Origin of the sequence: Bradyrhizobium sp. B117 (genome assembly GCF_038969555.1) — a bacterium.
Classification (GTDB): domain Bacteria; phylum Pseudomonadota; class Alphaproteobacteria; order Rhizobiales; family Xanthobacteraceae; genus Bradyrhizobium.
Genome location: NZ_CP152414.1, coordinates 4886863 through 4901731 on the forward strand (window position 1 = coordinate 4886863; position 14869 = coordinate 4901731).

Here is a 14869-nt window from a genome sequence, read left to right on the forward strand (position 1 = left end):
CATACCGGCCATTCGTGCCGGGATGGAGCGATCGAGCGAGACGATCGAACCGCGGACGGAGACATGAATGAGTAAGGTTGGCACGAGCGACTCCAAGAACACGCTATATTGCTCGTTCTGCGGCAAGAGCCAGCACGAAGTCCGCAAACTGATCGCGGGTCCCACGGTCTTCATCTGCGACGAGTGCGTCGAGCTCTGCATGGACATCATCCGCGAGGAGAACAAGTCCTCGCTCGTGAAGTCGCGCGACGGCATTCCGACGCCGAAGGAAATCTGCAAGGTGCTGGACGATTATGTGATCGGCCAGAGCCATGCGAAGAAGGTCCTGTCGGTCGCGGTGCACAATCACTACAAGCGCCTCAACCACCAGACCAAGCACAACGACGTCGAGCTCGCGAAGTCGAACATCCTGCTGATCGGTCCGACCGGCTCGGGCAAGACGCTGCTCGCGCAGACGCTCGCCCGCATCCTGGACGTGCCGTTCACGATGGCGGATGCGACCACGCTGACCGAGGCCGGCTATGTCGGTGAGGACGTCGAGAACATCATCCTGAAGCTGCTCCAGGCCGCCGACTACAATGTCGAGCGCGCCCAGCGCGGCATCGTCTACATCGACGAAATCGACAAGATCAGCCGCAAGTCCGACAATCCCTCGATCACGCGTGACGTGTCGGGTGAGGGCGTGCAGCAGGCGCTGCTCAAGATCATGGAAGGCACGGTGGCCTCGGTCCCGCCGCAGGGCGGCCGCAAGCATCCGCAGCAGGAATTCCTGCAGGTGGATACCACCAACATCCTGTTCATCTGCGGCGGCGCGTTCGCCGGCCTTGAGAAGATCATCTCGGCGCGCGGCCGGTCGACCTCGATCGGCTTCGGTGCCCAGGTGCTCGCGCCGGAGGACCGCCGGACCGGCGAGATCTTCCGTCACGTCGAGCCTGAGGACCTCCTGAAGTACGGCCTCATCCCCGAATTCGTCGGCCGTCTGCCCGTCGTGGCGACGCTCGAGGACCTGGACGAGACCTCGCTGAAGAGGATCCTGACCGAGCCGAAGAACGCGCTGGTGAAACAGTACCAGCGGCTGTTCGAGATGGAGAACATCGAGCTGACCTTCGCCGACGAGGCGCTTGGCGCGGTTGCCCGCAAGGCGATCGAGCGCAAGACCGGCGCGCGCGGCCTGCGCTCGATCCTCGAGGCGATCCTGCTCGAGACCATGTTCGACCTGCCGGGCCTGGAAGGTGTGGAAGAAGTCGTGATTTCGCGCGAAGTCGTGGAAGGCACGGCCCGTCCGCTCTACATCTACGCCGATCGCTCCGATCGCGCGGTCGAGAACGCCAGCGCCTAAATTGCGGCGTTGGAACGCTCCAAACGTCTTATCGGTTGAGGGCTGCGGAATGCTTCTCCGCAGCCCATGTTGCGTCGCTTACCTGTGTGCGTAAGCGCCTGATGGCGCGCGTATTTCAATGACTTGACACCCCCCGGGTCGATAGCCACCTAATGTCGGCGGCGAGCGAGAATTCCGTTCAAGATTCGCCGCTGTTCCGATCCGGCAAGCCTGGTCCAACCTGCGAATGGTAGACCGGTTCTGCCGATCACCTCGGCACCTTGTGGCGGTTGCGCATAAGACAGCGGGCTGCGTGCAAGGGGGCAAAGCAAAAGGAAAAGGCCATGACTAATCCAAAACCCCGGCCAACCATCGTCCATGGCGAGGCGCACGCTTATCCTGTGCTGCCGCTGCGCGATATCGTCGTCTTCCCGCACATGATCGTTCCGCTGTTCGTCGGTCGCGAGAAGTCGATCCGCGCGCTCGAAGAGGTGATGAAGAACGATGCGCTGATCATGCTCGCGACGCAGAAGAACGCGTCCGACGATGATCCGGCGCCCGATGCCATCTACGAGACCGGTACGCTGGCCAGCGTGCTCCAGCTCTTGAAGCTTCCCGACGGCACCGTGAAGGTGCTGGTCGAAGGGCTCGAGCGTGCGCGCGTGCAGAAATACACCGATCGCGCCGACTACTATGAAGCCACCGCCGTTGCGCTTGCCGACACCGATGCGAAGTCGGTCGAGGCCGAGGCGCTGGCGCGCTCGGTCGTGTCCGACTTCGAGAGCTATGTGAAGCTCAACAAGAAGATCTCGGCCGAGGTCGTCGGCGTGGTGCAGGCGATCACCGATTTCGCCAAGCTCGCCGACACCGTTGCCTCGCATCTCGCCGTCAAGATCGCGGACCGCCAGGGCATCCTGGAGACGCTGTCGGTCACCACGCGCCTCGAGAAGGTGCTGGGCCTGATGGAGAGCGAGATCTCGGTGCTCCAGGTCGAGAAGCGCATCCGCTCGCGCGTCAAGCGCCAGATGGAGAAGACCCAGCGCGAGTATTATCTCAACGAGCAGATGAAGGCGATCCAGAAGGAACTCGGCGACGACGACGGTCGCGACGAGCTCGCCGATCTCGAAGAGAAGATCTCCAAGACCAAGCTCTCCAAGGAAGCGCGCGAGAAGGCGCAGCATGAATTGAAGAAGCTGCGCCAGATGTCGCCGATGTCCGCGGAAGCGACCGTCGTGCGCAACTATCTGGACTGGCTGCTGTCGATCCCGTGGAACAAGAAGTCCAAGGTGAAGAAGGATCTGGAGGCGGCGCAAGCCATCTTGGATTCCGATCACTACGGTCTGGAGAAGGTCAAGGAGCGCATCGTCGAGTATCTCGCCGTGCAGTCGCGCGCCAACAAGCTGACCGGACCGATCCTGTGCCTCGTCGGGCCTCCCGGCGTCGGCAAGACCTCGCTCGGCAAGTCGATCGCGAAGGCGACCGGACGTGAGTTCGTGCGCGTCTCGCTCGGCGGCGTGCGCGACGAGGCCGAGATCCGCGGTCACCGCCGCACCTATATCGGCTCGATGCCTGGCAAGATCATCCAGTCGATGCGCAAGGCCAAGTCGTCCAATCCGCTGTTCCTGTTGGACGAGATCGACAAGATGGGCGCCGATTTTCGCGGCGATCCGTCCTCGGCTCTGCTCGAGGTCCTCGACCCCGAGCAGAACGGGACCTTCAACGATCACTATCTCGAGGTCGACTACGATCTCTCCAACGTGATGTTCATCACGACCGCGAATACGCTCAATATTCCCGGGCCGCTGATGGACCGCATGGAGATCATCCGGATCGCGGGTTACACCGAGAACGAGAAGGTCGAGATCGCGCGCAAGCATCTGATCCCGAACGCGGTGTCCAAGCATGGCCTGGACTCCAAGGAGTTCTCGATCGACGACGACGCGCTGCTGCTTCTGATCCGCCGCTACACCCGCGAAGCGGGCGTGCGTAACCTGGAGCGTGAGCTCTCCACACTCGCCCGCAAGGCGGTGAAGGAGCTGATGATCTCCAAGAAGAAGTCGGTCAAGGTCACCGAGAAGACTCTGGAAGAGCTTCTGGGCGTGCCGAAGTACCGCTTCGGCGAGATCGAGAGCGAGCCGCAGGTCGGCATCGTCACCGGCCTTGCCTGGACCGATGTCGGCGGCGAGCTGCTGACCATCGAAGGCGTCATGATGCCCGGCAAGGGCAAGATGACGGTCACGGGCAATCTGCGTGACGTGATGAAGGAGTCGATCTCGGCGGCGGCGTCCTACGTCCGCTCGCGCGCGATCAACTACGGCGTCGAGCCGCCGCTGTTCGACCGGCGTGACATCCACGTGCACGTGCCGGAGGGCGCGACGCCGAAGGACGGCCCGTCCGCGGGCGTGGCGATGGCCACCGCGATCATCTCGGTCATGACCGGCATCCCGGTCCGCCACGATGTCGCGATGACCGGCGAGATCACGCTGCGCGGCCGCGTGCTGCCGATCGGCGGCCTGAAGGAGAAGCTGCTGGCTGCGGCCCGCGGCGGCATCAAGACGGTGCTGATCCCCGAGGACAATGCCAAGGATCTCACGGAGATTTCCGATGCGATCAAGGGTGGCATGGAGATCATCCCGGTCTCGCGTCTCGACGACGTCGTCGCCAAGGCGCTGGTCAAGAAGCCGGTGCCGATCGTCTGGGAAGAGGACACCAAGGTGACGGTGAAGCCGGACGGTGATGAAGCGGCCGGCGGCCTGACCGCTCACTGAGAACGCAGTTCAAAAAGATGATAAAACGGCGCCTTCGGGCGCCGTTTTTGTTTTGAGGACTGGTCATGCAGGTCGACGGACAATGCCATTGCGGCAAGATCACCTTTGAGGCCGAAGTCGACCCTGAGGCGGTCTCGGTGTGTCACTGCACCGACTGCCAGACGCTGACCGGCTCGCCGTTCCGGGTCACCGCGATCTGCACCCAGGCTGAGGTCAAGCTCACCGGCGGCACGCCAAAAATCTACGGCAAGCGCGGCGACAACGGCCGGATGCGCTTCCAGCACTTCTGCGCGGACTGCGGTTCCCCCCTGTTCACCAGCGGCGAGGGCGACCAGGCCGACGATTGGGGCATCCGCTGGGGCAGCATCCGCCAGCGCGATGCGCTGCGGCCGGTGAGGCAGATCTGGTGCCAGTCGGCGGCGGTCTGGATCGACGCGGTGCCGCTGCTGCCGGGACGGCCGCAGGATTGAGGTCCCGGAAATGGAGTTCCGCGCTTGCCCGTCCGGGGCCTGTGAGGCTAAAGAGGCGGCGAGGGGCGGTTAGCTCAGCTGGTTAGAGCATCTCGTTTACACCGAGAGGGTCCGCGGTTCGAATCCGTGACCGCCCACCAGCCTTCACTCGCTTCGCGAGTTTCGGCTGGGTAAGCCGGCTTAGACCTCCAAGCCAGCTCAAACGTCATTGACGCGATGCGGGCGAAGGCCACCGCGCCGGAGCCCAACGGACCAAGGCGGGCTTTTGCCAGGCACCCGGCGCCGTGAAAGAGACCCGTGGCGGGTCCAAAATTGCCTTCGTTCGGTCATCTTTTCGATCGCACCGCGAACCACCGTTCCAGTTCCCCTAATGAGCGTGGAGTATCGCCGTGATGAGTGATCTTCGCACGAAGTTGGAAAGGTACGAGGCCAAAGCCGCTCACTGCATGAAAGCAGCTCAGGAAGCGAGCGACGAAGCCGGCAAGGCTTTTTATGAGGAGCTTGCCCGCTATTACGACGAGCTGGCAACGGACTTCCGCCGGGTTCTTGCGAAGCGAACTGGAGCCTCGCTGGCGGCCGAATGACTTTGCGTAGCGCATTGGCGTAGCGCAGCTCGGCAGTAAGTGCTCTCACCGTCCGTCGATCTCTGACGCCGTGCAACGCGGCGCGAACGGAGGCATGTCTCGCCGACAGGTGGACAGAGCAGCCCCGGTTGACGGCGTCATTGCTTTTCGGCATCGGGGTCTTTCGACCGAGTTGCCAGAGGGGCACCCATGGAACAGCCAAGCGGACACGCAGAGAACGCCGACCAGATCGCCTATTGGAACGGCCCGAGCGGGCAGCGCTGGGCGGACCGCCATGCGGCGCAGGAGAAGCTGCTCGGGCCGATCGCCGACGTCCTGATCGACCGTGCCAAACCAAAGCCGGGCGAGCGGGTGATCGATGTTGGCTGCGGTTCCGGCGCGACGACGTTTGCGTTCGCGAAGGCCGTCGCGTCCGATGGCTTTGCGCTCGGCCTCGACGTCTCCGAGCCAATGCTGTCGCAGGCGCGGGCGCTGGCGCCAAAGGGCCTGCCGCTGGATTTCGTGCTGGCGGATGCGACGGTGCATCCATTCGAGCCGGCGAGCTTTGATCTCCTCGCCTCGCGCTTCGGCGTGATGTTCTTTGCCGATCCCGTCGCGTCTTTCTCCAATCTCCGCCGCGCACTGAAGCCCACCGGGCGGCTCGCTTTCGTCTGCTGGCGTGAGCCGAAGGAAAACCCGTGGATGTTGGCGCCGCTGATGGCGGTCTACAAACACGTCCCGAAGATGCCGCCGGTCGGGCCGGAGGAGCCGGGCCCGTTCGCCTTCGCCTCCGAAGAGCGCGTGATGCGCATCCTGAAAGGTGCCGGCTTCGCGGACGTCGCGATGGAGCCGCACAATCTCGCCATGGATATCGCCATCGGCGGCGGTCTCGACGCCGCCGTCGACGGCTCACTCCAGATCGGCCCCGCCAGCCGCGCGCTGCAAGGGCATCCGCCGGAGACCTATGAGGCCGCCAAAGCCTCGATCCGGGAGACACTCGCGCCGTTCCTGAAGGGGCAGAGCGTGGCGCTGCAGGGCGCGATCTGGATCGTCACGGCGAAGGTGGAGTAGGGCTCCGTCGTCATGCCCGGGCTTGTCCCGCCTGCGCGGCCGAAGCCGCTTCGGCGCGGCGAAGGCCCGGGCATCCACGTCTGGCATCACTCGCGGTGGTGCGTGGATGGCCGGGACAAGCCCGGTCATGACGCCGGCGATAGTTGGCCTCGTCACACCACATCGTCCGGCGCCAGCGCGCAGCCATTGTCGGGATGCGTCTCGACCTGGAGCGTGGTGTGGCCGATGCGGAACGATGCTTTCAGCTGCTGCGCCGTCTCCATCAGGAATGCGTCGCCGGAGCCGCCGGGCATGACGAGGTGACACGTGAGCGCCGTCTCGGTGGTCGAGATCGGCCAGACGTGGAGATCGTGGATTCCTGTTACGCCCGGCCGCGCCAGCAGGAATGCCTTGATCGCGGCGAGGTCGGTGCCCTTCGGCGCGGCCGCCATCGACATGTCGATGGAGCCGCGCAAGAGGCTCGTCGTGCTCCAGAGGATGGTGGCGCAGATCACGAGGCTGGTGACGGGATCGAGCCAGAGCCAGCCGGTCCAGATGATCAGCGCTGCCGAGACCACGACGCCGAGCGAGACCGCGGCGTCGGCCGCCATGTGCAGATAGGCGCCTTCGATGTTGATGTCGTCCTTGCGGCCGCTTGCGAACAGCATGGCGGTAAAGCCGTTGACGAGGATGCCGATGCCGGCAACCACCATCACGGTGACGCCCGCGATTGGCTCCGGCTCGCGCAGCCGCAGGATCGCCTCCCAGCCGATCGCGCCGGTCGCGACCAATAGGAATACCGCGTTCGCCAGCGCCGCCAGGATGGTGGAGGCGCGCAAGCCGTAGGTGAAGCGGCCGCTCGGCGCGCGCTTTGCCGCGACCGAGGCGCCCCAGGCCACGACCAGGCCGAGCACGTCGGACAGGTTGTGGCCGGCGTCCGCGAGTAGCGCGGTGGAGTTGCCGATATAGCCATAGACCGCCTCGGCCACGACCAGCGCGGTGTTGAGGGTAATGCCGATCGCGAACGCCTTGCCGAAACTGGCGGGCGCGTGAACATGCGCAGCACCATGATCATGGCCATGCGCGTGGTCATGGCCGTGACCATGATTATGCGAATGGCCCGCATGATCATCATCGTGATGATGGTCGTGGCTGCCCAATCCTAGCGCTCCCCGGAAGCCGCCAAATCGGGCGCCATTGTAGGCGTTTCGTTTGCCACGTCACGGCGGAACAGCACATAGAGCGCCGGCAGCGCCAAGAGCGTCAGCACCGTCGAGGAGATGATGCCGCCGATTACCACGGTCGCGAGCGGCCGCTGCACCTCGGCGCCGGCGCCGGTTGCGAGCGCCATCGGCACGAAGCCGAGCGAAGCCACGAGCGCCGTCATCAGCACCGGGCGCAGACGGGTCAGCGCGCCCTCGCGCACGGCTTCCGCGATGGGCCGCCCCTCGCTGCGCAGCCGCTCGATGAAGGCGATGATGACGAGCCCGTTGAGCACGGCGACGCCCGACAGCGCGATGAAGCCGACGCCGGCGCTGATCGACAGCGGGATGCCGCGCAGCAGCAGAGCCGCAACGCCGCCGGTCAGCGCCAGCGGCACGCCGGAAAACACCAGCGCCGCATCCGCCGCCGATCCCATGCCCATGAACAGCAGCAGGAACACCAGCAGCAGCGCCACCGGCACGACGATCGTCAGCCGCTTGGTGGCGGAGACCAGCTGCTCGAACTGTCCGCCCCAGCCGATCCAGTAGCCCGGCGGCAGCTTGACCTTTTCGGCGACGGCGGCTTCCGCCTCGCTCACGAAGGAGCCGAGGTCGCGCGCGCGGACGTTGGCGGTGACGACGATGCGCCGCTTGCCGTTCTCGCGGCTGATCTGGTTGGGGCCGGGCGTCGTATCAACGGTTGCGACCGACGACAGTGGCACGTAGCGCATCTGGGCGAGGGGAGAGCCGGTGAGCGCTGTGCGGATCGGCGCGCTGGCCGCGGCGTCCTCGCCCGGCGGCAGCGGGATCGGGATGGCGCGGATCGCCTCGAGATTGCCGCGCAGCCGCTCGGGCAGGCGCACGACGATGTCGAAGCGGCGGTCGCCCTCGAACAGCTTTCCGGCCGACTTGCCGCCCACCGCGATCTCGACGATGCCCTGCACCTCACTGATGCTGAGCCCATAGCGGGCGAGCGCCTGGCGATCGAGGCGGACGGTGAGGATCGGCAGGCCCGAGACCTGCTCGATCTTGACGTCGCTGGCGCCGCGGATGCCGCGGATCGCCGCCTCGACCTGCTTTGCCGCACCTTGCAGGATGTCGAGGTCGTCGCCGAAAACCTTGATGCCGACGTCGCTGCGCACGCCGGAGATCAGCTCGTTGACACGAAACTGGACCGGCTGGGAGAGCTCGTAGGCGCTGCCAGGAATGTCGTCGGCGGCCTTGTCGATGGCTTCGATCACTTCCGACTTCGGCTTGTCCGGGTCGGGCCATTCGGCGCGCGGCTTCAACATGATGTAGCCGTCTGTCTGCGCCGGCGACATCGGGTCGGTGGCGACCTCCGCGGTGCCGATGCGGGTGAAGAACTCCTTCACCTCCGGAATCTGCGTGATGCGCTTCTCCAGCGCCTTCTGGAGGTCCAGCGACTGAGTGAGGCTGGTCCCGGGAATCCGGATCGAGGCCAGCGCGACATCGCCCTCGTCCAGGCTCGGAATGAACTCGCCGCCCATTCGCGAAGCGGCGATGCCGCTCGCGACCACGATGACGACAGCCATGATCGCGACGGCGGCCCGGTTGTCGATGGCAAAGCGGAGCAGGGGGAGATAGGCGCGCGTTGCCATCCGCATGAACAGGTTTTCGTGCTCGGAAACCTTGCCCGTAACGAAGATGGCAACCGCCGCCGGCACGAAGGTGATGGAGAACAAGACGGCCGCGCCCAGCGCCATCAGCACGGTCAGCGCCATCGGCGTGAACATCTTGCCCTCGACGCCTGTCAGCGTCAGTACGGGCAGATAGACCACTGCGATGATCAGCGTTCCGAACAGGCTCGGCTTGATGACTTCGCTCGACCCGCGCTGGATCGCGCGCAGCCGTTCGGAGGTCGTGAGCAGGCCGCCTTTCTCGCGCTGGGCCACCGCCAGCATGCGCAGGCAATTCTCGACGATGATCACGGCGCCATCGACGATGATGCCAAAGTCGATCGCACCGAGACTCATCAGGTTGGCGCTGACCTTGGTCTCGACCATTCCGGTGATGGTCATGGCCATCGACAGCGGAATGACGCAGGCCACCACCAGCGCGGCGCGGATGTTGCCGAGGATCAGGAACAGCACGGCCACGACCAGTGCCGCGCCTTCGACGAGGTTGTTCTGGACCGTGCGGACCGTGGCCTCGACCAGATGGGTGCGATCGTAGACGGTTCGCGTCACGACGCCCTCGGGCAGCGATTTGGCGATGTCCTCGAGACGGGCCGCGACACGACGCGCCACCGTGCGGCTGTTCTCGCCGATCAGCAGCATGGCGGTGCCGAGCACGGTCTCCTCACCGTCACGCGTCGCCGCTCCCGTGCGCAAATCGCGGCCTTCGGTGACGGTGGCGATGTCCCGGATCCTGACGGGATTGCCACCACGCGAGCCGATCACGACATCCTGGATCTCGCCGATACTGCCGACCTGGCCCGGCGACCGCACCAGATATTGCTCGCCGTTGCGCTCGATATAGCCGGCGCCGACATTGGCGTTGTTGGCGGCCAGCGCCGTCATGACGTCGCGAAAGCCGAGCCGGTAGGCCATCAGCTTGCCGGGGTCCGGCAGCACGTGGAATTGCCGCTCGAAGCCGCCGATGGTGTTGACCTCGATCACCCCCGGCACGTTGCGAAGCTGCGGCCGGATGATCCAGTCCTGCACGGTGCGCAAGTCGGTCAGCGAATAGTCATGGCCGCCTGGTGCCTTCGCGCCCGCCTTGGCCTCGACGGTGTACATGAAGATTTCGCCAAGCCCGCTCGAGATCGGGCCCATTGCGACCTCGACGCCGGCCGGCAGCTGGTCCTTCACCTGCTGGATGCGCTCGCCCACGAGCTGGCGGGCGAAATAGATGTCGGTGCCGTCCTTGAAGACCACCGTCACCTGGCTGAGGCCGTAGCGCGACAGCGAGCGCGTGTAGTCGAGCTTGGGCAGCCCGCCCATCACGGTCTCGACCGGGAAGGTGATGCGCTGCTCGGTTTCGAGTGGCGAGTAGCCGGGCGCGCGAGTGTTGATCTGCACCTGCACGTTGGTGATGTCGGGTACGGCGTCGATCGGCAGGCGCTGGAAATTCCAGCCGCCGAATGCGACGGCGCCGAGCGCGAGCAGGAGGACCAGCCAGCGCTGCTTCAGCGAGGCGGCAATGAGGCGCTCAATCATGCTCGGCCTCCCCCTTGCCCATCTCGGCCTTCACCACAAAACTGTTCTCCGCGACGTAGTGCTCGCCGGCGGAAAGGCCCGCCTTGATCTCGACATGGCGCGGGTCGGAGTCGCCAAGCTCGACCGGCCGCGCCTCGATCTTGTCGCCGTCCTCGCGGACGAACACGATGGTCTTGTTCTCCAGTGTCTGGATCGCGCTGCGGCGCACGGCGACGGCGACGTTGCGGGCGGCGAGGATCAGCCGCGCCGTGACGAACAGGCCGGGACGCAGGCGTCCGTCCGGATTGGGCAGCACCACGCGCGCCAGCGCGGTTTGGGTCTCGCTCGAGCCGATCGGCGCCATGTAGGAGATCGTGCCCTTGATCTCGCCGCGGCCGTCGTCGGGGTCGATCAGCACCTCGTCGTTGAGGCGCACGCGTCTGAGATCCTGCCGGTAGATCGACAGATCGACCCAGATGGTGGAGAGATCGGCGACGACGAAGGCCGGCTTCTGCTCGGAGGCATATTCGCCGAGCGAGATCTGCCGCTCGATGATGGTGCCGGCGATCGGCGCCTTAAGCTCGTAGACCGTCAGGCTCTGGTTGCTCTCGATCGCGGCGAGGAGGTCGTCCTTGCCGACCTTGTCGCCGATGCGCTTCTGGATCGATTTTGCAAGTCCGGGAAAGCGGGGTGTGACCTGAACCACTGCCTCCTGGTTGGCGCGCAAGATGCCGTTGAAGGACAGCGTGTCGGTCAGCGTCGCGCTCGCGGCCTCCGCAAGCGTCACGCCGGCTGCGGCCAGCTTGACGTCGGAGATGCGGATGCGGTCGGCGCCGTGCTCGTCCTGCTCGACATGGTCGTTCGGCTTCTTCTGTTCGGAATGCTCGGCATGGTCGGTGTGCGCGACCTTGGCTGGTGCAAGCATCGAATAGCCGTAAGCGCCGAGCGCGGCGGCCACGACGGCAACGAGGATGGTAGAGATTGGCTTCATCGTGCGCTCTCCCGCGCGAGCGTGAAGGGATTGCCGACGAGGCCTTCGATGGTGGCAACGCCGACATGGAAGTTTTGCAATGCCTCCTGCTCGCGCAGGCGCGCCTGCGTCACGCTCGCCTGGGCGTCGAGCACTTCGAGCAAGGTGAAGCGGCCTTGGCCATAGCCTTGCGAGATCGCTTCGGAGGCTTCGGTCGCCTTGGGGATCGCGGTCTCGCGCAGCACGGCAAGCTCGCGCAGCGAGCCCTGAAGCGAGTCGTAGGCGCGGCCGGCGACCACGATCAGCGTGTTGCGGCTCGCCTCGCGCTCGGCCCTGGTCTTGGCGAGGCTCTCCTGCGCCGAGAGAATGTTGCCCTGGTTCTGGTCGAACACCGGGATCGGCACCGAGACGGTGAGGCGCACCGCGTCGTCATTGGTCTCGTTGAAATGGCGCCAGCCAGCGGCGATCCGCACGTCGGGATAGGGCCGCAGGCGCGCTATCAGCAGCTCGGCATTGCGTTGGGCATAGACCGCGGTCCAGCGCACCAGCTGTGGATTGGCGTCGATGGCGGTGACCACCGACTGGAACGTCGGCGGCTTGCCCATGGTGTCGAGCCGGCCGGAGACCTCGCCGAACTTCGCGGCGGGATCGCCCATCAGCACCGCAAGCTCGCGCCGGACGCTCGCCAGCGTCGCCTTGAAGCGCTCGCGGTCGGCCTTCACCAGCGCCGAGGCGACCTCGGCGCGGCCGGTCTCGGCCGGCGAGGAGGCGCCGGCCTCGACGCGGCGGCGCAGCAGCGGCGTCAACCGGTCGATCGCGGCGATCTGCTCGTCGAGGATCTGGATGCGCCGCTGCGCGCCGAGCACGCTGAGGAAGGCGATCGCGGTCTCCGACAGCACCTCCAGCCTGACCGCCTTGCGCTGGATCGCGGCGACCTCGATGCCGGCCGCGCCGGCGGCGATCCGCGCCTCGCGCTTGCCGAACAGCTCGAAGGCCTGGCTGATCTGAAGCGTGGTCTCGGCCGATCTTGTGCCGCGATAGATGCCGGAGCCGAACGAATTGTCCTGCTCATAGGACAGTTCCGGATTGAGCAGTGCGCCCGCCTGGATGCGCTGGCCGGTGGCGATGCCGACATCGCGCTCCGCCGCCGTCAGGCGCGGGCTCGCGGCCAGCGCGCGCGATAGCGCCGCGCGCATCGTCAGCGTCTGCGCGTGTGAGGTCAGCGCCAGCGGTGGGCTGACGAGAAGAGCCATCGCGCATGCCATGCGCGCGGCCATTCGCCTGGAAAGCATGAATAGGACCTGTGAAGGAGACGAGATGGGCGCGCAGCTGCGCCCGGCTGATCCGCTCAGGTCAGATGCTTGGGAGGCGGGGAATCGGTATCGGGGACGATGCCGGTGAGGCGGGGCTCAGGCTCTGGATGCGCAGCCGCCACAATCAGGATCGACGTGCTCGATGGTGCCGGCTGAACGACCGCGACCGAGAAGCAGCCATGGCAATGGTGCCCGCCGATCGCCTTGTGATCGCTATGTCCGGCGGTATCGAGCACCGCCGCGATTTCCGAGCCGCCGGCGGGCGTGGTCACGTCGATGTCGTGCAGGCCGTGCAGCGCGCCCGCGAGCAGATAGACCACGGCAATCAACACGGACAGCAGGCCGCGCCAGGTGCGCGGTCGGCGGGATGCTGAGGGCTGGCGGGTCGCGAGCACGATGGCACTCTGGTTGCGGTCTGGGCCCGGCCTAGCATGGCGGCGGGAACAGTGTCGACCCGCAACATTGTTACGTCCCAGGAACATTTGCCGCAGCAGCGCGAGCTGCGCGCACTTGTTACTGGCGGGCGATCACACGCGGGTGCGAGGAGAGCGTGTCGATCGCGGCCGCGGGCGCCGGCTCCGGAACATGGCTGATGTCGTCAGCCTCGACTGTGATGACGGCGTGACAGCTCGCCTCCATTGCCCGCTCCAGCCATTTGATGGCTTCGTCGATCCATTGATCATGGTGCTCGGGATCGGCGAGGGCCTTCTCCCGGAATATATCCGCCTGATGCAGGCACGCCGTTCTGCGGTCCACGCGCCTCTCCCGATTTGCAGGTCCCACCCCGATTGCATCTTCGATGATCCCGCCGCCGGCGTCGTTAACATAGGACAGGCAACGGGCAGGTCAGGCGGTCGCACACGCGGAAAGGCCCCAGCTCCGGGGCTGCCCGGCTGGGGCCTTTTGTGCTCACAATCTTCATCCTTGGGACTTGGACAGACAATTCGCATCGCGCCGGTTCGTTCCGCGAGGCCGTGCCGAATTAGGAACGTTCCTCGTTCCTCCCGATTAGCGATTGGGGAATGTTGAGGAGGACGGACCATGGACGGACTGATTTATCTGATTGGCTTGATCGTCGTGATCATGGCGATCCTGTCGTTCTTCGGCTTGCGCTAAGAGAGCCGTGATGACAATCGAAACTCTCGTGCAGGAAGACGTGATGGAGGGCGGCGCGGCGATCGCCGAGGATCGCCGGACCATCCAATGGGGCTCGGTGCTGGCAGGTGCCTTCGCCGCCGGGGCGATGTCGTTCATCCTGGTCGGCTTCGGCGTTGCCGTTGGCCTCGGGGTCAGTTCGGCCTCGCCGACATGGCGCGATGCGTCGGCGGCGCTGGCGCTGCTGTCCGGGCTGTATCTGATCATCCAGGCGATCGTCAGCTTCGGCTTCGGCGGCTACATCGCCGGACGGACCACGCGACCGGCGCCGGCGCTGGCGACGATCGAGGATGATGGCGAGCGGCGGGACGGGCTGCATGGCCTGACGTCCTGGGCTCTTGCCGTGCTGATCGGCGCAGCGCTGCTGGCGATCCTCGGTGCGGCCGCACTCGACCGTTCGCCGATGCGCAGCGGAGCCGGCAATGTCACCTCCTCCGAGCCGCTGCTCAGCTACGAGCTCGACAAGCTGTTCCGCGCACCGCGCAGGCCTCCCAACACGGACATGCGGGAAGCCCGCGCCGAGGCCGGACGCATCCTGATGACGTCTTCGAGCCATAGCGGTGTCAGCACCGATGACCGAGCCTATCTCGTGCAGCAGGTTGCCGCTGCCACGGGATTGGCAGCACCTGATTCCGAGCGGCGGGTCGACGCGATGATCGCGGAATCCCACACGGCGATCAACCGCGCGCGGCGCAACTCGATCATCGTGGCCTTCTCGGTCGCGGCGGCGGCCCTGATCGGTGCCGCAGTCGCCTGGGGCGCCGCCGTTGCCGGCGGACGCCACCGCGATGGCGAGCCGTTGCCGAACTGGATGGCAAGCTCGAATCGCTTCCATCGCAATCCGCGGGCGATGCCGGTGCCGTAGATAATCTGCAAGATGATGGCCGGGACCAGCCCGGCCA

12 protein-coding genes and 1 tRNA gene are annotated in these 14869 nt (G+C 65.7%); 7 read left to right on the forward strand and 6 right to left on the reverse strand.

What is annotated here, in order from left to right; translation table 11 throughout:
- Positions 1 to 67: 67 nt before the first annotated feature.
- The 6 genes from clpX to AAFG16_RS24075 all read left to right on the forward strand — a co-directional run bounded on the left by clpX (position 68) and on the right by AAFG16_RS24075 (position 6190).
- Positions 68 to 1339, forward strand: coding sequence for an ATP-dependent Clp protease ATP-binding subunit ClpX (clpX, locus tag AAFG16_RS24050; RefSeq protein WP_342740767.1), 1272 nt, complete (start codon positions 68 to 70; stop codon positions 1337 to 1339).
- Between the two features lie 323 nt (positions 1340 to 1662).
- Entirely contained in the window at positions 1663 to 4086 is a 2424-nt protein-coding gene (gene lon / locus AAFG16_RS24055) for an endopeptidase La (RefSeq protein ID WP_027559513.1), read from the forward strand.
- Positions 4087 to 4151: 65 nt separating this feature from the next.
- Positions 4152 to 4556 (forward strand): GFA family protein, encoded by a 405-nt coding sequence (locus AAFG16_RS24060; protein ID WP_342740768.1) that lies wholly within the window; start codon positions 4152 to 4154, stop codon positions 4554 to 4556.
- A 63-nt stretch (positions 4557 to 4619) separates the two neighbouring features.
- Positions 4620 to 4696 (forward strand) — tRNA-Val (locus tag AAFG16_RS24065).
- Positions 4697 to 4948: 252 nt separating this feature from the next.
- Positions 4949 to 5140 (forward strand): hypothetical protein, encoded by a 192-nt coding sequence (locus AAFG16_RS24070; RefSeq protein WP_254143339.1) that lies wholly within the window; start codon positions 4949 to 4951, stop codon positions 5138 to 5140.
- Positions 5141 to 5329: 189 nt separating this feature from the next.
- Positions 5330 to 6190 carry a methyltransferase domain-containing protein gene (locus tag AAFG16_RS24075; RefSeq protein ID WP_342740769.1) on the forward strand — a complete coding sequence of 287 codons (861 nt, stop codon included), beginning with the start codon at positions 5330 to 5332 and terminating at the stop codon, positions 6188 to 6190.
- Between the two features lie 152 nt (positions 6191 to 6342).
- Here AAFG16_RS24075 and AAFG16_RS24080 read toward each other — a convergent pair whose 3' ends face one another.
- The 6 genes from AAFG16_RS24080 to AAFG16_RS24105 form a co-directional block, all read right to left on the reverse strand.
- The gene (locus tag AAFG16_RS24080; RefSeq protein WP_283086658.1) at positions 6343 to 7329 is read right to left on the reverse strand and encodes a cation diffusion facilitator family transporter; all 987 of its coding nucleotides are present in this window, start codon (positions 7327 to 7329) and stop codon (positions 6343 to 6345) included.
- 2 nt (positions 7330 to 7331) lie between these two features.
- Entirely contained in the window at positions 7332 to 10550 is a 3219-nt protein-coding gene (locus tag AAFG16_RS24085; protein ID WP_342740770.1) for a CusA/CzcA family heavy metal efflux RND transporter, read from the reverse strand.
- Positions 10543 to 11520, reverse strand: a complete 978-nt coding sequence (gene ihpB / locus AAFG16_RS24090; protein ID WP_342740771.1) for a divalent metal ion exporter adaptor subunit IhpB — start codon at positions 11518 to 11520, stop codon at positions 10543 to 10545. Before ihpB ends, AAFG16_RS24085 begins: the two co-directional genes overlap by 8 nt.
- Complete coding sequence (gene ihpA / locus AAFG16_RS24095; RefSeq protein ID WP_342740772.1) at positions 11517 to 12791, reverse strand: divalent metal ion exporter subunit IhpA; 1275 nt, start codon at positions 12789 to 12791, stop codon at positions 11517 to 11519. Before ihpA ends, ihpB begins: the two co-directional genes overlap by 4 nt.
- A gap of 56 nt (positions 12792 to 12847) precedes the next feature.
- Positions 12848 to 13207 carry a hypothetical protein gene (locus AAFG16_RS24100; protein WP_342740773.1) on the reverse strand — a complete coding sequence of 120 codons (360 nt, stop codon included), beginning with the start codon at positions 13205 to 13207 and terminating at the stop codon, positions 12848 to 12850.
- 118 nt (positions 13208 to 13325) lie between these two features.
- Positions 13326 to 13568 carry a hypothetical protein gene (locus AAFG16_RS24105; RefSeq protein WP_342740774.1) on the reverse strand — a complete coding sequence of 81 codons (243 nt, stop codon included), beginning with the start codon at positions 13566 to 13568 and terminating at the stop codon, positions 13326 to 13328.
- A 370-nt stretch (positions 13569 to 13938) separates the two neighbouring features.
- On the opposite strand from AAFG16_RS24105, the gene AAFG16_RS24110 reads away from it, so the two are divergent.
- Positions 13939 to 14832 (forward strand): hypothetical protein, encoded by an 894-nt coding sequence (locus AAFG16_RS24110; protein ID WP_342740775.1) that lies wholly within the window; start codon positions 13939 to 13941, stop codon positions 14830 to 14832.
- Positions 14833 to 14869: the final 37 nt, after the last annotated feature.

Coding starts and splice junctions, on each gene's coding strand:
- clpX (WP_342740767.1), top strand. CDS start 68: ATGAGTAAGGTTGGCACGAGCGACTCCAAGAACACGCTATATTGCTCG.
- lon (WP_027559513.1), top strand. CDS start 1,663: ATGACTAATCCAAAACCCCGGCCAACCATCGTCCATGGCGAGGCGCAC.
- AAFG16_RS24060 (WP_342740768.1), top strand. CDS start 4,152: ATGCAGGTCGACGGACAATGCCATTGCGGCAAGATCACCTTTGAGGCC.
- AAFG16_RS24070 (WP_254143339.1), top strand. CDS start 4,949: ATGAGTGATCTTCGCACGAAGTTGGAAAGGTACGAGGCCAAAGCCGCT.
- AAFG16_RS24075 (WP_342740769.1), top strand. CDS start 5,330: ATGGAACAGCCAAGCGGACACGCAGAGAACGCCGACCAGATCGCCTAT.
- AAFG16_RS24085 (WP_342740770.1), bottom strand. CDS start 10,550: ATGATTGAGCGCCTCATTGCCGCCTCGCTGAAGCAGCGCTGGCTGGTC.
- ihpB (WP_342740771.1), bottom strand. CDS start 11,520: ATGAAGCCAATCTCTACCATCCTCGTTGCCGTCGTGGCCGCCGCGCTC.
- ihpA (WP_342740772.1), bottom strand. CDS start 12,791: ATGCTTTCCAGGCGAATGGCCGCGCGCATGGCATGCGCGATGGCTCTT.
- AAFG16_RS24110 (WP_342740775.1), top strand. CDS start 13,939: ATGACAATCGAAACTCTCGTGCAGGAAGACGTGATGGAGGGCGGCGCG.